The following is a 17697-nucleotide window of genomic DNA, read 5'->3' on the forward strand; positions in this document are numbered from 1 at the left end:
ATCATCGCCAGGCAGCCTGGCCCACCAAGGGAAGGGCACGAAGCTGCCGATGGAACATTCCATTATGCCCAGTGGTCCCCTGGGAAGACGATGACGATTTGCGTCAAACTGATTGAGCTTTTTCCCCTGCGCTTCACCAATCCTTGTTTCGCAGCGGAAAGAACCACTCGTTAGAGTGCCGCTTCGATCAGTTCGCAGATGCGTTCCACGTTCAGGCCGTCGCAGTCGATGGTGATCTGGGCGTACTTTTCGTACAGGGCGTTGCGCTCGTGCAGAAGATGTTCCAGGCTTTGGCCCGGCTTGAGCGCGATTCCCCGCGTGGCCATGTTCGACAAACGCTCTTCGAGCGTTTTCAGGCTGGTCTTGAGAAAGACGATCCGGCCCAGCTTTTGAAGGTGCGCCATTCCTTCCGGACCGTAACAAACACTTCCGCCGGTCGCGATCACGTGGTGGTCGACGTCCAGGCTCAAGACGGCGTCTTCCTCGATCTGACAAAACTGGTCGAAGCCGTCGGTGTCCATGATCTGCTGCAACGTCCGCTGTTGGCTGGTCTGGATAATGAGGTCGGTATCGACAAACTGCAGATTGATCCGCTTGGCCAGAACGACCCCGATCGTGCTTTTGCCTGACCCAGGCATCCCGATCAACGTGACGTTGGTTCCAGCTTCAACTGTCATAAAGACTCATCTTGGGGGAGGTGCTTGCGTAAAATCGTTCCTTTTATCTCACGCCATCCGAGCCGTTTTGCCAACCCTTGGGTGCAGGAATTGAGACCGATTCGGCAGAGAATTCGCGGACTTCCCGAAATTCGCTCCTGACATTCAAAGAGGGATAGGAGCTTTGCCATCGGCGAGATTAAAATCAGCTGGTTCGGATTCGCGTGAATCCATTAAGTATGTCCCTGAGGCATCGTTCTATATGAGCAAGAAGACCGAGATCGAAAACAAAGTTGCCATCAAATTGGCCCTCGCCGCGAAGTACCGCCACCTGGCGACGCTGACCCACAGCGTACCGGCGAAAGCCAAGTTTCTTCGCCGCAGCGAATGTTTCCAGCGTCAAGCTGGCGTGATCGGTAAGACTCTGGCCGCCTAAGCCTAGGCCGGCCTTCGTTGTCGAGAACTGCTCGACAATGCGAATGAACTTGGAACGCTTTGCACTCCCCACATCGGTTTCAAAGCGTTCCTCTCTTTCCCGCGGTTCGAAATAAAAAAAGCGGACAGCAAAAACCGTGTCGGCTTCTCCTGTCCGCTTAGCGGATTGGTTTGAGAACGCAATCGCGTCTTAGGAAGCGGCGACCGCTTTACGGGCCTTTGGCTTCTGCAGCGTGAATTCCGGCAGGCGAACGATCTCGCCACCCTTCATGGCCGACTCGTGAGCACAAATGCCCACGCAAGTCCAGTTGGCCGAAGTCACTGCGTTTGGCATCGGATCGCGATCTTCGATCAACGAGCTGATCATTTCGTTCACCAGGTGCGGGTGCGAACCACCGTGACCGCCACCTTGGATGAACGAAAGGTGAGCTGCGTCTTCGATCGACTGCGTGAACTTCTGGATCGGTTCTGGCAGCAGGTGAGCGAAGTCTGGAATCTCGACGTGCGAAGCGATTTCTGGTTCAGGCAACTTGGCCGTGTGCAGCACGTGCGGTTCGCCTTCGACAAGCGACCATTCGAAGCTCTTCTTCGAGCCGTAAACGTCGAAGCTTTCGCGATACTGGCGTGCCGTATCGAACAGGAATCGCCAGATCTGAGCGGAGACGTCGCTGTCTTTGATCTTGATATGGCACGATTCAACCGCGTATGGGTTGCCGGACTTGGCAGCCAGTTCGTTGCTGATGCTACCCGAGCCAAAGCAGCTGACATATTCAGCCAGGCCGTCGACCAGACCCAATACCGGGCTGACAACGTGGGTGGCGTAGTGCATTGGGATCATGCGTTCCCAGTATTCCGGCCAGCCTTCCATGTCTTGCGGGTGCGAGGCCTGCATGTACTGGATCTTGCCGAGTTCGCCCGATTCGTACAGTTGCTTGATGTACAGGTATTCGCGGCTGTACACAACCGTTTCGGCCATCATGTACTTCAAGCCGGTCTCAGCGACCTTCTCGACGATCTGACGGCACTCGTCGATGGTGGTTGCCATCGGAACGGTGCACATGACGTGCTTGCCGGCATCGAGTGCCTTGAGCGACATCCAGGCGTGATCTGGAATCGGGGAGTTGATGTGCACGAAGTCGACGTTCGGGTCAGCCAAAACGTCATCGTATTCAGTGTAGAGCTTTTCAATGCCGAACATTTCGCCCGACTTCTGCAGGGCCGCTTCATCACGACGGCAGAGGGCATAGACGTTGGCATTAGGATGAGCCTGGTAAATGGGAATGAACTCTGCTCCAAACCCTAAACCGATCATTGCGACATTAATAGTTTTTTCGCTCATTGGAATTACCTGGAGGGGACTAGACGAGGTGAATGGCCGTGCCTTACTTCATTTAGCAGAACAGAAACGCCGAGGAATTGCTATGAGAAAACTTGCACCAAACAATAGCTATTTCACAAAATGGGAGGAATGCCGTCCATAAATCGGCTATCATAAAGACCCTCCGTTCCCTTTTCGAAATTTCACATCAGCTGCTTTCAACTCTGAGGACGATATGATTCAACCTCGCAAAGAGGTCGCGCTATTGATCGAGACCTCCAATGAGTATGCCCGCGGTCTCTTGGATGGCGTTGTGAGATACATGGAAGAGTATCAGCGATGGTCGATCTTTCTGCCTGAACAAGGTCGTGGTGCGAAGCCTCCAAAATGGCTTAAACAGTGGAATGGTGACGGGATCATTGCGCGCGTCGAGACGCCTGAAATCGCGGCCGCGCTTAAGCCCTTGAAGATTCCGATCGTCGACGTCAGCGCCGCGCGGTTGATGCCGGAACTACCATGGGTCGAAACGGACGACCGTGCGATCTCGCAGATGGCGGTCGAACATCTTTTGCAGCGCGGTTTTTCGAACTTCGCGTTCTGTGGCGATAGTACCTTCGCGTGGAGCAAGCTGCGTGAAAAGTATTTCGTCGAAGCGCTCGCCGAACATGGTCACGGTTGTCATGTACTTGATCTGCCGACCGGTGAAGACGGGAAGAATTCGTCACCGAAAAACGTGCAAAAGCTCGACCGCTGGATCGAACGTTTACCGCAACCCATCGGCATCATGGCCTGCTTCGATATTCGCGGCCAGTTGCTGTTGGAAGCATGTCGAGAACTAGATATCGACGTTCCGCGACAGGTTGCCGTCATCGGCGTCGATAACGATCGACTGCTGTGCGATCTTTGCTCGCCACCACTATCAAGTGTGATCCCTGACAGCCGCCGTACTGGTTTCGAGGCCGCCAAGCTTCTTGATCAAATGATGAAGAAGGAAACGCCCAACGAATTGAAGAAGCTGATTCCACCACTGGGCATCGCCACGCGCCGCTCGACTGATGTGCTGGCGACCGAAGATCCCTTGGTTGGTATGGCGATGCAGTTCATTCGCGAGCATGCGTGCGACGGCATCAACGTGGGTGATGTCTTGAAGGCCGTCGATAGCACACGGCGAATTCTTGAGTACCGCTTCAAGCAGATCACTGGGCAGACGCCTCACGAAGCGATCGTACATCAACGACTCGACAAGGTGCGCCAACTGCTGCATGACACCGATCTGAGCATCGGTGACGTCGCCGACCGCGCCGGCTTCGAGCACGTCGAGTACATGAGCGCCACCTTCCGCAAGAAGACAGGCCTCTCGCCAACCGCCTATCGCCGCAAAGTTCAGCCAAGCTAACGACGTGGTGACTCGTCAACTTTCCTGTCCCTTCGCCCTGAGGGGAGAGGGTTAGGTTGAGGGGCGAACCAGGTGCCCGGCATCCACCACGGTTGCCACTTAGAATGAACACCTCTACACTAAACGTTCCTCGCTGATGGCGATGCGAAGGACGGATCGCGCGGGGCAATTCTTGGTTCTCGCGCTTTAGGCACAAAACATGGATTCAACGTCGCCAGCCACTGCCGAAGATCTGCTGGCGACCATGCATAAGTACTGGGGCTACGAGGAGTTCCGTCCCCTTCAGCGCGAGGCGATGGAGTCGGTCCTGGAAGATCGCGACTCGGTTGTGGTCATGCCTACCGGCGGCGGTAAGTCGCTCTGTTACCAGGTACCGGCCCTCTGTAAGCCTGGCGTCGCGGTCATTGCGTCTCCGCTGATTTCGTTGATGAAAGACCAGGTCGATGCCCTCACCGCGTGTGGCATTCGCGCGGCCTGCATTAACAGCACCGTCACGCCGGCCGAGCGGCGGTCGATCGCGGCCGACGTTCGCAGTGGTGATACGAAGCTGTTGTACCTGGCACCCGAACGACTGCTGACCGATCGCACGCTCGACTTTTTGAGCAGCGTCGACGTGTCGTTCTTTGCTATCGACGAGTCGCACTGCATCAGCGAATGGGGACACGACTTCCGGCCTGAGTACCGCATGATGCGAATGCTGAAAGATCGCTTCCCAGGCGTTGGCGTTCACGCCTACACCGCCACCGCCACCGAACGCGTCCGTAGTGATATCGCTCAGCAGTTGGGCCTGGTCAATCCCGAGATGTTAGTCGGTTCGTTTGATCGCCCTAACCTCGTCTATCGCATTCAGCGCCGCAAAGATCGCTTCGAGCAGATTCAAGCAGTCGTTTCTCGACATGCCAACGAGTCTGGCATCGTCTACTGCATTCGTCGGGCCGATGTCGAATCGATTGCCGAGCAGTTGAACGAAGTCGGGATCAAGGCCTTGCCGTATCACGCCGGCCTCAGCGATGAACAACGCCAACAGCATCAAGAAGACTTCATTCAGGAACGCGTCGACGTCGTGGTCGCGACCGTTGCGTTCGGGATGGGCATCGACAAGTCGAACGTTCGGTACGTGGTGCATGCCGGCATGCCGAAGTCCTTGGAAAGCTACCAGCAGGAAAGTGGTCGAGCCGGTCGTGATGGGTTAGAGGCCGAATGCGTTCTGCTCTATTCCAGCGGCGACCTGGTGACCTGGAAGCGAATGCTGGGCGACCTGCCGGATACGGCCCAACAAGCCGCGTTCCATTCGCTCGAAGCGCTCGATCATTTCTGCATTGGCACCGAGTGTCGCCATCGGATGCTCGTCAGCTACTTCGGCCAGGACTTGGAAGAAGCGGAGTGCGAAGCGTGCGACGTCTGTTTGGGCACGGTCGACCTGGTGGAAGATGGTTTGGTGCTAGGGCAGAAGATTCTCTCGTGCATTGTCCGCACTGGCGAACGCTTCGGAGCCGATCACAACGCCAAGGTTTTGTGTGGTTCGCGCGACAAACGCGTCCTGGAACTGGGGCACGACGAGCTGAGCACCTATGGTTTGCTGCAAGATCAAAGCATTCGCTCGGTACGAACCTGGATCGAACAACTCGCCGGCCAGCGGTTTCTGGTGAAGACCGGCGAATTCAACGTACTGAAGATCACCGAGAGCGGTCGCGAGCTTCTCCGCGGCGAAGTCACGCCCAAGCTGACCAAGCCTGACGGCGGACCCGATGACAAGCCGAAGCGCAAGCGGAAGGGAGACGACTGGGAAGGAGTCGACCGAGGCCTGTTCGAGTCGCTGCGAACGCTTCGCCGAGACAAGGCCGAAGAGGCAGGCATCCCGGCGTATATCGTCTTCGGCGATAGTTCGCTGCGTGACATGGCTCGGCAGCGTCCTTCCACGATTGAAAGCTTCCGCCTGATCAAAGGGGTGGGGGATAAGAAGTGCCAAGACTACGGCGAGGTCTTCACCCAGCACATCGCGGCGTATTGCCAAGACGAAAGCCTGGAAGTCGACGCGATGGAGACGCAGGTCATCGCCGCACCCCGCCGCGAAGCACCGAAAAACCAATCGCCCAAACTGGCCGACGCGTTCGCACTGTTCGCGAAGGGGAAGACCGTCGACGAAGTGGCCGCGATTATCGAGCGAGCCAACTCCACCGTCCAAGGCTATCTCGAACAGTTCATCAAAGAGCAAAAGGTGGACGACCCCACAGCCTGGGTCACCGGAGAAACGGCCCGCCGCATTGAGGCCGCCATCGAAGAGTGCGGGCCGCGAGCCTTACGTCCGGTATACGAACACCTGGGCGAAGAGGTGACCTACGAAGAGATCCGCATCGTCGTCGCCTGCCTGCAAAACCGCGAATCGCCGTAGCACGCCGCCTCTTCCCGCGACAACAACATTTCTTGTCCCCTCGTCCCTTCGGGGAGAGAGCTAGGGTGAGGGGCGAACCTGGTACCCGCTCTTGAATTCTGAAAGAGAAGACCAACCGCAGATAAGTAGGGCCCGCGTGTCGCGGGTCGGCACCCTGGTACCCGCTTCGCGACCCGCGACACGCGTGCCCTACAGAAATCTTCTAGGCGCACTATCCTACTGATGCGTCCTGCCTGTAAATTACACGTACATCCATCGAAGCACTCTCGCTTCCGGGTGCCACGCCCAAGTCTTCTTGGGCGTGCCAAGAGGTCACCATCCTAAACAGGCGACCTCCTTCACACGTGCCAATCCCAACCTCAATGTGCCGCTGGCCTCTGGCCAGTGCTCTTACAGCCAATGGGAATGGCTCACCATGTTCTCACTTCGCACTGCCGAGGGCGGCAGTGGCACACGATTCATCAACACACAAAAGCATCATGTCCCATCACCACGCGGCACAATCTGAAAACCACGGAGCTGGCTCAAAAGGCCACGCTCCGCAGGTTGCCGTGCGCGATGGGAACCGGCTGCTGTGTCCCTGTTGTGGGGAAGTGTTGATGGTGCTGCCGGAGACGCCTCCTTCCTATGGAGCCAATCGCCAGGTCGTTGACATCGATCCAGAGACCGCCGCACACGAGTTCCCTGCAGATCCCCCTCCGCCAATGCCGACCCGGCGAACCACCAGCGTTCGGCTGGATTCATTCGACCAACGCGAACCTCGCGAGAGAGACGAAGCCACGCGGGCTCGCGAACGAGAACTCTACCGGCTCAAGCGGCCGTTACGAGAGCCGCTCACCTACGAGGCTGCCCGACTGTTCGCGTACACGTACTACCGCCTACAGGCCCTCGACCGGCAACTGCACCGCGAAATCTGCGAGAAGCAGGAAGAAATTGACACGTTGCAGCAGGAACTGGATGGCCTGAAGGAAACGCCTTCGCACGGAGAACGTTCGCAACGCGAGAAGCAGGTAAAGGTTCGTCTTTATGGCGAGCCTAAGAAGATGATCACACCAACAAGACGTCAACGTGTTCGCCACGCGCTTCAAAGACACGCCCAAGCAGACTTGGGCGTGGCCCTCGGACGAGTTCACGAAGCGAGCATGAGCATCGCGGTCGAGAAGACAAAGGAAACGAGTGAAGCCCATGAACGCGGACCGCCCTAAAAAATCCTGTCCCCTCTCCCTCGCACAACATTATTCACCAGCTAGCAATAAAAGGAGTTCACGTACTAGGCTAGGTAGTTGTGTACGAATTCCCAAATTGGGAGCCAAGCCATGGAACGTGAACTCTGGATTGCATTATACAAATTGGCTCGCCAGTGCGACGCCAATCCCTGGTGGGCGATGACAAAGTTTTTTCGATTGGGAGATCGTGAGCGTCTACTTGTGGGCGGTTATTCACGATCGACCAACCTGCTGGGCATGCGAGCCGGGCAACTGGCCTGACGATCTCAGGCCTCGGAAATTACCGTCTCAACCGACGATGAGCCGACGCTTGCCAACCACGGAAGTTCAGGCACTGCTCGCTCAAATGGAACGGTGCATGATCGCGGTGGACGATTTCGGTTTTGTCATGCTCGTTGATGGCAAGCCGCAAATGGTGAGTCATTGCAGCAAGGATCCCGATGCCCGTTGGGGCCGCGCACGACGCGGCTACGGCAAGGGCTACAAGGTCCACGCGATCTACGGCTCGAGCAGCATGCCGCTGGCCTGGGATGTCGAACCGCTCAACGTGGCCGAAACGCCGGTTGCAGTTCGGCTTCTCCCGATCCTAGGGAGAGGCGGAGGCTATCTAGTGGCTGATCGTGGATACGACAGCAACCAGCTCCACGACGCGGCGATGGAAGCCGGTTATCAACTGGTGGCCGAAAAACTGCGACCAGGAAAAGGCTTGGGGCATTGCCGCCACAGCCCAGGACGAATTCGCTGTTTCGCCCTACTAGAGCAGGAGTTCGGTCGCGCCCTAATACGGTTCCGGAACCAGGTCGAACGAAGATTCGCCTGGCTTGGCAATCACGCCGGAGGCCTCGAACCACTACCCAACTGGGCTCGACGAATACACCGCGTCCGCGAGTGGGTTCAAGCCAAACTTCTGATCCATGCCATGTACATGCTCCTCAACCTTCATCCTCCACCGCTAGCTGGTGAATAATGTTGTCGCAGGGAGAGGGCTAGGGTGAGGGTTTCCTGAGCGACCTTGACCCAACAACGCCAGACCGAAGTTCCGATCTAACTTGAAACATTATTCACGCATGCGCTACGAACCAGCGAACTGCCCCTCACCCTAACCCTCTCCCCATAGGGGCGAGGGGATCGGAGCGCGGGTGCGCGCACCTTGACGGTACGCACTCGTCGATCGCTGCTACGTCCAGTGCGATTTGGGCTTTGGGATTCTCACCACGCCGTTAGACGCGTGGACCTCCACGCTGCGCCGGGCACTTATGTCTGCGGGCAAGCCAGGGGGGCGGGGTCACGCTGGGGGCGTGTTTTTGTCGGCTGATCGCACCAGCAAAGTGCGGGGTGAAAGATCGTGCTGCATTGTTCCAATCATCGGAAGCATGCGTGATCAGCGACGTAAAATGGCGAAGGGTTGCCTTCCAATCACACGGCATTGCGTTCTCCTGTGCAGGCGGTGAAATGGAGAAAAAGGTTTGAGTGAATGCGAATAGCGTTGCCAGCCAACCATGGAAACGGCCGGCGTCTGGCGTACTGCCAAAAAAAGACCCACGGCAGGCGAAAAGGGTTCGCGGGCCGTGGGCCAGGCAGTCTTGCTGCGGGTTTGCTTTCGAGCTGAACGGTGGAATCGACAGCAAATTACTTGGTCTCGCTCGTGGCTAAAGGGACGTCAACTAGCGGGAACAAATCTCGCGGGAAGATCGTGGGGTGCTGCGACTGGCCGACCGCGGCCGCATCGCTGGGGACCGTTGCTTGAACGTACTGGGCCACCTCGTTCAAGCTTACCTGGCCGTCGCCGTTGCCGGCGTACTCGCGACGATCGGCGCTACCGGAAAGGCCTTCGACCAAGCGAGCCGTGAAGCGGCCCAGACGCTTGTCGCGTTCTTCAAACGCTTCTTCGTCTCCTTCGCTGGCGGTGATCGTGAGGATGACGTCGTCTTCCATGTCCCGCAGCATCACCTTCAAGTCATCCTGACGCAGCGGCTGAATCGCTCCACTATGGCAGGTATCCAGGATGGCCACCTTGCGGCACGGCAGGCCAGCAAAGTAATCCTGAAACGCATCGGATGAGATGCAGCGTTCGTAACGGCGGCCAGCCACATCGGTAAAGCTGCTGTCGCTCGTCAAAAAGAAGTAACGTTCGGACTCGACATCGCGAACCCCGTGGCCAGACAGGAAGAACAAAACAACATCCTGCGGCCGGGCCGTGTTGTGCAGCTGCTGCCACATCGTATCGGCCGCCACATTCCATAGGGGCTGCGTGACGTTGGCATCGGTCAGCACGATCGTCTCGACATCCATCTGGGCCGCGTGCTGCTTCAAGGTGTTGGTGAATGCCTTGGCGTTTTCGGCGGCGAAGTCGAGCTGCGGAATCTGCTGATCGGCATACTGACTAATGCCGGCGGCGATGACGAACAACCGTGGCGGCGCGGCTTGGTCTCGAACAGGTTGGGCAAACGTCAGCGATTCGGTTGCCGAAATGCCATCATCGGTCGCGGCAATTACATCGAGGCGAATCCGTTGGTCCGGTGGCAGGGCGACCCGCCAGCGAAGCTTGTGCTCGTGCCCGTTGACCCGTTGGCTCACGCTTACCTCTTCATCCAACTTCTCGACGGCCGGCACGCCGTTGGCGAAGACCTTCGACGAAACGAGTTCGGACCCCGCCGGCACATGGATGGTAGCTTCGACGACAACTTGCGAATCGGTGAGTGACTCGTCACTGGTGGGCGAATCGATCGTGATCTGCGGTCGCAGCGATGCCAGCGCCTCCAGGCGGTTATGCAAATTGAACGGGACGGTGCTCTTAGCGACCTGCATCGCGGCGGAAAGACTTCCGGCGTCGAGCAGACGCTCCATCACGCGGGGCTTTTCGAGTTGCTCTTTCAGTTCCGCGGCCAGGAAGAAATCGGGTGCCTGATCGATCCCGCGATTGATCTGCCAGCCGAAGATCTTGTGACCATTGAACGATGTATCGTAGTAACCATACGGCGTCCAGAAGGCCCACTCGCGATCGCTGGTTGTGACTAACGATGCCAACGGCTGCCAGGCAGGATGTAGGTAAAACGGCTTCTGTCGAGCTCCATTGCGGGCGACTTGAAAACGAAGCATCGTGTCGCCAGTGGTGGTTTCCAGCGTTTGGACGATCGCATTGGCCTCGTCGATGGTCTTTTCGTTGCGGTCGTTCTCGTCGAGGGGAGCGTCAGGATTGGCCTCCACACGCTGGGCCAGCGACTGAATCACGTCGCCACTGCGAACACCCCGATAGTACAGCGGCCCGTCCTCGATCACACTCCGAGCAACGACTTGGTTGTCGACGATCTCGAAGTTCGCCCCCCAGGCGTTCTGCGATGGCGACGCGACCGGGTCTTCGGTGAGCTTCCAGATATTGACCAGTCCGTCATCGCTGCCGGTGACCAGGTAACGAAAATCGACCGAAACACCCACGCTGCGGACGGCGGACGAGTGCCCACGGAACTCGCGAACGACGCGGACGTTCTGCGGGTTGGTGATATCCAAGAGGTACGCATGATTGCGACCGACCGTGCCGATGACGACATGCGTTGGCGTATTGAGAATTTCCTCCATCCCCAGCCAACACACGGAGGTAATGCGCGAGGTGCCCAGGATCGTCTCTGGAATCTCGCAGTAAGGCTGATCCTCTTGGAAGATCTCGTAGATCAACCGAGTACCCCGATCGACGGCCTTTTGTTTGAGCGACCAGGTTCCCTTCCAAGGGTTCGTAGGCACGGTCGGTGGCGGCGGCTGAATGACCGAGTACTTCCGCTGAGCGGTTTCGAATTGAATGGCGACTTCCGGCTGGCCTTCGGCAGCTGGTTGTCGAATGATAATGCGGTAGTCGGCGTCCAGGCCAAACGCGACGTTCTCAGGCGTGATGATCGGCGTGTTGAGGATGACCGGGTTTTGCAGGTCGGCCAGGTCGTACATCACGACGGCGCTTTCCTGCGTGACGGCCAGAAACTTGCCATCGGGGCTGAAGGCCGCATCGGTGGCGATCGTTGCCAAGGGAAGGCTGGCGGCCGCTTGTGGCGCACCGCCAGCGGGCCAATTCCAAAGACGAATTTCAAACGGACCACGTGGTGACTTCGCCACAACGGCGGCAACCTGGCTGCCATCGTTGGGCAGGCAAACACTTCGTACGTTAGCGCCCGTGGCGATCGTAGCGGTGCTGCGGGGATTGGTCAGGTCGGCTAGAACGAGCGTGCCGGAGTCGCTGATGTCGGCCGCGGCCAGGCGACTTCCATTGGCACTACAGGCCATCGCACCGATGCCGCCGGGAAACTCCTGGGTGATGGCACCAACGAGTGTGGCGTCGGCGTCGTTCGCTTTCCAGCGACCGATCCGCCAGTACGGAATGCCTTGCTCACTGCGAACTGGAACTGGGAAGATCAACGTATCGTCGCCGCTGGAGGCCATCCGGCTGCCGCGAAGTCGCCACGAACGAAGCTGGGCCGGGTCGGCCTTGAGGGCTTCATTCGGACTGGCACCGGTGGCGAAAGACCATTTGCCGGTGGCCGGGTCAGACGACCAGTACTGCACGGCTCCTTCGGAATCGAGCGAGAAGAGCCCCTCAGGCAGCGCAGCCAGATCGAGGATCTGCGAGCGCGGTCCCTTTTCGACATCGAATAGCGTCCGCTCGTAAGCCATGCGGCCTTGATCGGCGAGAACAATTTCTCCGGTCAGCGCCGAAGCCCCGATACCGGCGAAAGCGAATTTGCCACCCATGGCGGCCAGCGCATGAATGTCACCGCGGGTGGCGCGTTGCACCTGCCATCGTACCGGGGTCTCGTAGATCCAGCGCTGCGGCATCCCAGGCTGCGGGGCCGCGGCGATCCAGCTATGCACCATTTTATCGTTACCGGCAGCCAGCAAGCGGGTGCCGTCGCGCGAGAAAGTAAGCGTTTGCACCGGTGCGGTAGGACCACCCAGATTGAGCCGAAGCCACGGGGGATCTTCCGGCAAGGCGACCTGTTGAACGACCTCAACATTCGGCAGTACGTCTTCACCGGCCAAAGGTATTTCATCGCTCGGTGAAAGCTGTGGTGGTTCGGTTTGTTCCGATTCGGCAGGTTTTATGGGCAGGCCAGGCACGACCGATTCGTCCGCCAAACCTTCGTGTGAAAACTTAGGCGGCTCATTTTGACCTGGCAAAATACTTTCCGATGGAAGGATTTCTTGGGCAACCGTCAGGGGTAGTGGAGCGATAACCACTACTAGAACAGAGAACCAAGATCGCAGGAGTTGTATCATCATGCACATTTGCAAAAGCCGTTTTCAGAGCCGTGTGAGGCAGTTTACAATGACTGGCGAAATTTTTGCCAGCGAATTTTCGTCGAATCAACCGCAGGAGGAACGAAACGTGCGTCAACCGGAATTGCTTCGACGCTTTGGATTAACGCTCGCTGGTTGGTTGTGTTGCGTACTAATTGGAAACACGCTAACCGTTTCCACGCTTTTTGCGCAAGATACCCAAACTACGGCCGCATCGGCTCTCGACTCGATCTTCAACGTCCGAACCGCGCCCGACGCGAAGAGCATGGGGATCTTCCAAGGAAGCTTTCTCGATGCGATCCGCCCGGAGACGCCGAGCATTCAAATCGCGTTTCTCGTCGACACGACCGAGAGCATGGCTCAAGAGCTGCCAGGCATTCGTGCGAAAGTGCCCCAAGTGATCGCCGACTTGAAGCGAGCCAGTGGGACGAAGGTCGAAGTGGCCATCGTTTCCTTCGCCGATAGTGGCAAGAGCAATAAGCCGCTGGTGGGCATCTCGAACGGGTTCTCCGGCGATGACGCGGCCGTGCAAAAGATGATCGATTCACTCGAGCCCAAGTCGGGTAAGCCTTACTTCCCGGAAGCGGTCGACCTGGCCGTTTTCAAAACGATTCAAGAGCTGCCTTGGTCGGAAGACGAGAAAGCGACTAAGTGGCTGATGCTGATCACGGATGCTCCTCCGTACGATACTTCGTTTGACGAACCGAAGACCCAATCGCGCCGATGGTACGAGAACGATGCGTTGGTGAACGTCGCCAATCAGCGCGGTATCAATATTCATGGCCTGTTGTGCGAAAGTCGCCCGGAAGAACATGAAGCATTCGCGGCCACCGTCGACAAAACCCGCAATTTCATGGGTCAATTGACCTCTCGCACGGGCGGCTTGATGTTGGATCTTTCGTTCTCGCAGATCAAGGAAAAGGTAGCCAGTGCCGCCAAGCGTCCACGGGCAGACTTTGCCTTCGTGGGGGCGATTACCGATGAGGACATCACCCAGGCGAAAGAGGATGCCCAGAAACAATTTGGTGACCTGACCTCGGTTCGCGTGGCCATCTTGCCGCATGTGCCCTGGAATGCGATGACGTTCTATCACGAAGACCCAGGCGTCCGATTTGCTTCGCAGCTTAGGTATACGCTGGGTCGCCTACCAGGCGTGAAGACCATTTCCAGTCGCCAGATCGAATCGGAATTTCTGCGACTCAAGTCAGGTCCGGTCGATCAGTCGCAGTGGCCGCAAGCCCTGTGTTTGCGATTGCGAGCCGACGTTTTGATCATCGGTGACCTGCGAGCCAACCGCGATTTGCTCGACGTCCAGTCGAAGGTCTATGCCGCGAACTCGGCGAAGCCTATTGCTTCGATCTCGGCGAGTGGCTCGGAAGACATTCTCATGGCATCGTACCTCAAGGCGATTCCTGAGACGCGTCCCACCACCGGGCCAATGGTGTTGTTGGCCAATGCCATCGGCAGTGAACAGGCCAGCGATCTCCGCGAGTTCTGGCCCGGTATTCTGGGGCAGATGGATTCCGCCGAGCAAGGCAACTTGCTCTCGGCGATGGACCTGATCGAAAAGTCGGTCGACATCTCGGTCGATCCCGCACTGCGAGTTCAGGACCTCGATTCGGCAATTAGCCTGCTCAAGCCGATGGCGACTAAGCCGGACGCCAATGCATTCATCCACGCATTGATGGCCAGCGCGAACTACAACCTCGCCAAAACGCACGAAGAGCAGGGGCTTGCCGTCGAGGCGAAGTCGAACATGCAGAATGCGATCGGTTACTTGACCAAGGCGTTCGATGGCCGCCGTCAATTGAACGATCGCCTGCTACAAGCCGAGATCGAAGCCGATCATGCCTTGTTAGTGCGAAAGGATTTCCCGGCTGCCGTACGACGTTATCAATCGATCACCGAGTTCAGCGAATCTTCGCTATTGAAGATGGCGCTTCGAGCCCACTGGATGCTGGCCGGTATCGAGTGTGGTGACTGGGGAGCGAGCACGGCTGACGGCTTCACGCCCGATCCGCAGCAGGCCCGCCAGCACCTGATTCACATCCTGGCGTTCTGGCCCGAATCGGAAGAGGCCCGCGTCATCCAGAAGTACATGCGTTGGGACTCCAACGACGGCAAGACCGGCACGCCATACTTCCCAAAGGAAGGGGACCTGCTGCTGACGGCGAATTAGTCTGTTGGCCTAACGGCTCTTTGAATCCTCAGGGCCGGAGGCCCGGCCGAATATAGCCAGGGGTGCGAGCCCCTGTTCCGGGATTATCCAGTCCCCTCTCCACCGTCTGCGGGGGAGAGGGTTAGGGTGAGGGGGCGGAACGCAGTTGGCAGCGGATGCGCGAGCAAGGTTCAGCGTCGATATTGAACTTCGGTCTGGCGATGTTAGGTAAAGGTCGCTCAATAAACCCTCACCCTAGCCCTCTCCCTGCGAGGGCGAGGGGACAAGAGCAAGGAAGGCTTGCTTGGCCGTTTACTTCGCTTTGGCCTGGGCGGCCAGCAGGAGCTGGGGGAGGTTCCACCAGTTGGTTGTGCCATCTTCGGCGAGGGTGACGACTTCCTTGTTGCCGGACGCGATGCGAACGAACTTGATGCGTTCGCCGGGCGAGTCGAGCAGTGGTAGCGGCATCGGCGACTCGCTGGTCAGGTCAACGGCAAACAGGGAACCTTCGGTATCGACGTAGACGGCCCATCGGCTGTCGGTGGAAAGATCGAAGTCTTCGACGAGCCCTTTGATGTCAGGTGGAAGAACGCTGGCGACTTCGCCGGTCTCGATCGCAAGAATCGACAACGGCTGTGACTGCCCCTGGGTGATGTAAACCAGAAACTTCTGATCCTCGGTCAACCGACTGACAACCAGGCCCGATCGAAGATCGGCGACCTGCTTGGACTGGGCAGCCGTATCCGTATCGGAAAGCTGAATGTCCAATAGCTTCGTTTCCGTGAAGGCGAACAGGCGGCTGTCGGAGATGGGATGAATGGCCAGCACTTCCTCGTCGATGTCTTCCACCTGGAATGCTTGGGCCGATGACTCACCAAATCCTTCGACCGACCAGCGACAACCATCTCCGTCGATGCCCATCGCGAAACAGAACTTGCCATCCGGCGAAAAGCCCACGGCGTCGACGCGGGTTGGGAACGGCGCTTCGGCTGATTTCGTGACCGGTTGATCTCCTGCGGTGGTCGTCAGCAGGGTTGCCATCTGGTGGTCTTGTCCGACCAGGATGGCCTGGCCGTCGGGGGACATGGCCGAAGCGGTCACTTCGCGGAAGAGCGCTTCGTCAGACTTCCCGAGGGCGATCTCATAAGGCTTGGCGGAAGTATCGAGTGAGACGACCGAGGCGGTACTGTCGTTGATCAAGACAGCCCACGGAGTGTTGCCTGGCCAATGAATGGCATAGGGGAGCGAATTGATCGCGATGCGCTTGACCGTTTGTCGCTTTTCGTCGTACTCGACGACACTCAGTTCGCTGGCGCCGTCGACACTGATGGCGGTCAGCAAACTCCGCTCAGCGATCGGATGGCCGACCACGGCCGGTGTCCCTTGAAGCTCCATCGAGCCAGCAGCGGGCTTGTCTTTGAGTTTGGGGTGCAGGGCTGCCGCTTGATGGAACAGTTGGGACGCTTCTTCCCAGTTACCCTTGGCGGCCAACGCACCAACTTGGGTAAGCATCGCTTCGGCGGCGATCGGTTCCAGCGATATTTTCCAGTCGGCTCGAATCAACTCCTCAAACGTGAGTTCCTTGTCGAGTGGCTGATAAAGCGGATCATCCGATTGGGCCGTGATGTGCACCTTATCGGAAGGAAGCAGGGCCAGGTCAGCTGCGGAGGTGCCGGTCGATGTGATGTCTTCGCGCGGCTCTTCCGGAATGATTTCGATCTCGTAGTTCGTTTCCGCAGGCGAGAAGACGATCGTTTGGGGGGACAACTGTGGGCCGGTGTTCGGATCGGACCCACCGCCTAAGACTCCCCAAAGCAGAGCAGCAATCAGCACGACCGCGGCAACGGCAGCGCCGACGATGGCAGGCCACGGGAGTGCCGACTTCTTCCCGCTGTCGGCAGCTTCGACGGGAGGGACCAGGGCCTTGGCGAACTCGACACAGTTGGAATATCGCTGCTTGGGATCGGTGGCCGTCGCCTTGCCGAGGACGGCCCGTTCGTGATCCGATACCAGGGGGAACTGAAGCTTCCCGCGGACATGAATGTCGACCAATTCGGCAAACGAAACGGTCGGCTCGAAGGGCAGGGTGCCGGTTCGCAGTTGATAGTAGGTAATCGCCAGAGCGTACTGGTCGGAACTCGAGGAGGGCATTCGCTTGATCGACTCAGGCGACATGTAGCACAAGCTGCCTACGACGCTGGTGGCCTCGGTGTCGTACTCACCGAACGCGCCAGCCACGCCGAAGTCGCCGACCAGAACCGAATCGCCGGCGAACAGCAGATTGGCTGGTTTGATGTCGCGATGCTGAATACCGACCCTGGTGCCGCCGACGTCATGAACGGGCGAGTTCAGATAGTCGATCCCGCGAGCTGCCTGAAGCATGTAGTCCATCAACACCTGGCGAGGGATGCCGCCTTCGTTGAAGCTTTTGAGAAGCTCTTCGAGACTACCTTCGGCCAGCGACATGCTGACGACCAGGTACTGAGGGTTATTGAGAACCTGGGTTTGTTCAATCGCGAGGGTTTGCGACGCGGCCTCTTTTTCTTTGGCCTGATTGCGGATCAGCAGCTCAATTTCGTGGTCGTCGAGAACGTCGCCATCGTGGCCCAACAGCCACATGCCGTTCACGCTGCATAGATTGGCGTGCTTGATCCGTTTTACGGCTTGTATCGATTTTAACTCGCGTATGCCTGTCTTCTGCTGCAGGGCGATGAACTTCAGAGCGACGAGCGTTCCGCCAGGGCCATCGGCGGCCCAGACCTCGCCAAATTGTCCGCGGCCGAGAAAACGCTCAAGCCGATAACCGGGGATCGGCTTATCTCCCTTGTTAAACATC

Annotated in this window: 11 protein-coding genes; 7 read left to right on the forward strand and 4 right to left on the reverse strand. The window is 58.0% G+C overall.

Features of this window, described 5'->3' with window-relative positions; all coding sequences use genetic code 11:
- Nucleotides 1-170 precede the first annotated feature (170 nt).
- The gene (locus tag PSR63_RS23565; protein WP_274328141.1) at nucleotides 171-677 is read right to left on the reverse strand and encodes a shikimate kinase; all 507 of its coding nucleotides are present in this window, start codon (nucleotides 675-677) and stop codon (nucleotides 171-173) included.
- Nucleotides 678-918: 241 nt separating this feature from the next.
- On the opposite strand from PSR63_RS23565, the gene PSR63_RS23570 reads away from it, so the two are divergent.
- Nucleotides 919-1092 carry a hypothetical protein gene (locus PSR63_RS23570; protein ID WP_274328143.1) on the forward strand — a complete coding sequence of 58 codons (174 nt, stop codon included), beginning with the start codon at nucleotides 919-921 and terminating at the stop codon, nucleotides 1090-1092.
- A 189-nt stretch (nucleotides 1093-1281) separates the two neighbouring features.
- Here the strand turns inward: PSR63_RS23570 and PSR63_RS23575 are convergent, their stop codons facing one another.
- Nucleotides 1282-2430 carry a Gfo/Idh/MocA family protein gene (locus tag PSR63_RS23575; protein ID WP_274328144.1) on the reverse strand — a complete coding sequence of 383 codons (1149 nt, stop codon included), beginning with the start codon at nucleotides 2428-2430 and terminating at the stop codon, nucleotides 1282-1284.
- 214 nt (nucleotides 2431-2644) lie between these two features.
- Here PSR63_RS23575 and PSR63_RS23580 point away from each other — a divergent pair, with 214 nt between their 5' ends.
- The 5 genes from PSR63_RS23580 to PSR63_RS23600 all read left to right on the forward strand — a co-directional run bounded on the left by PSR63_RS23580 (nucleotide 2645) and on the right by PSR63_RS23600 (nucleotide 8390).
- Nucleotides 2645-3805 carry an AraC family transcriptional regulator gene (locus PSR63_RS23580; RefSeq protein WP_274328145.1) on the forward strand — a complete coding sequence of 387 codons (1161 nt, stop codon included), beginning with the start codon at nucleotides 2645-2647 and terminating at the stop codon, nucleotides 3803-3805.
- Between the two features lie 199 nt (nucleotides 3806-4004).
- The gene (gene recQ / locus PSR63_RS23585; protein ID WP_274328146.1) at nucleotides 4005-6197 is read left to right on the forward strand and encodes a DNA helicase RecQ; all 2193 of its coding nucleotides are present in this window, start codon (nucleotides 4005-4007) and stop codon (nucleotides 6195-6197) included.
- A gap of 479 nt (nucleotides 6198-6676) precedes the next feature.
- Nucleotides 6677-7402, forward strand: coding sequence for a hypothetical protein (locus PSR63_RS23590; RefSeq protein ID WP_274328147.1), 726 nt, complete (start codon nucleotides 6677-6679; stop codon nucleotides 7400-7402).
- Between the two features lie 111 nt (nucleotides 7403-7513).
- Nucleotides 7514-7684, forward strand: a complete 171-nt coding sequence (locus PSR63_RS23595) for a hypothetical protein (RefSeq protein WP_274326707.1) — start codon at nucleotides 7514-7516, stop codon at nucleotides 7682-7684.
- A gap of 37 nt (nucleotides 7685-7721) precedes the next feature.
- Complete coding sequence (locus PSR63_RS23600; RefSeq protein WP_274326708.1) at nucleotides 7722-8390, forward strand: transposase; 669 nt, start codon at nucleotides 7722-7724, stop codon at nucleotides 8388-8390.
- Between the two features lie 662 nt (nucleotides 8391-9052).
- Here PSR63_RS23600 and PSR63_RS23605 read toward each other — a convergent pair.
- Nucleotides 9053-12685, reverse strand: coding sequence for a caspase family protein (locus PSR63_RS23605; protein WP_274328149.1), 3633 nt, complete (start codon nucleotides 12683-12685; stop codon nucleotides 9053-9055).
- Between the two features lie 106 nt (nucleotides 12686-12791).
- Between PSR63_RS23605 and PSR63_RS23610 the strand changes: the two genes are divergently transcribed.
- On the forward strand, nucleotides 12792-14882 hold the full coding sequence (locus PSR63_RS23610; protein WP_274328151.1) for a vWA domain-containing protein: 2091 nt from the start codon (nucleotides 12792-12794) through the stop codon (nucleotides 14880-14882).
- A 291-nt stretch (nucleotides 14883-15173) separates the two neighbouring features.
- On the opposite strand, the gene PSR63_RS23615 is transcribed toward PSR63_RS23610, so the two are convergent.
- Nucleotides 15174-17696, reverse strand: a complete 2523-nt coding sequence (locus PSR63_RS23615; RefSeq protein WP_274328153.1) for a WD40 repeat domain-containing serine/threonine protein kinase — start codon at nucleotides 17694-17696, stop codon at nucleotides 15174-15176.
- Nucleotide 17697: the final 1 nt, after the last annotated feature.

The organism is Bremerella sp. P1 (assembly GCF_028748185.1).
GTDB lineage: Bacteria > Planctomycetota > Planctomycetia > Pirellulales > Pirellulaceae > Bremerella.

Coding starts and splice junctions, on each gene's coding strand:
- PSR63_RS23565 (WP_274328141.1), bottom strand. CDS start 677: ATGACAGTTGAAGCTGGAACCAACGTCACGTTGATCGGGATGCCTGGG.
- PSR63_RS23570 (WP_274328143.1), top strand. CDS start 919: ATGAGCAAGAAGACCGAGATCGAAAACAAAGTTGCCATCAAATTGGCC.
- PSR63_RS23575 (WP_274328144.1), bottom strand. CDS start 2,430: ATGAGCGAAAAAACTATTAATGTCGCAATGATCGGTTTAGGGTTTGGA.
- PSR63_RS23580 (WP_274328145.1), top strand. CDS start 2,645: ATGATTCAACCTCGCAAAGAGGTCGCGCTATTGATCGAGACCTCCAAT.
- recQ (WP_274328146.1), top strand. CDS start 4,005: ATGGATTCAACGTCGCCAGCCACTGCCGAAGATCTGCTGGCGACCATG.
- PSR63_RS23590 (WP_274328147.1), top strand. CDS start 6,677: ATGTCCCATCACCACGCGGCACAATCTGAAAACCACGGAGCTGGCTCA.
- PSR63_RS23595 (WP_274326707.1), top strand. CDS start 7,514: ATGGAACGTGAACTCTGGATTGCATTATACAAATTGGCTCGCCAGTGC.
- PSR63_RS23600 (WP_274326708.1), top strand. CDS start 7,722: ATGAGCCGACGCTTGCCAACCACGGAAGTTCAGGCACTGCTCGCTCAA.
- PSR63_RS23605 (WP_274328149.1), bottom strand. CDS start 12,685: ATGATGATACAACTCCTGCGATCTTGGTTCTCTGTTCTAGTAGTGGTT.
- PSR63_RS23615 (WP_274328153.1), bottom strand. CDS start 17,696: ATGTTTAACAAGGGAGATAAGCCGATCCCCGGTTATCGGCTTGAGCGT.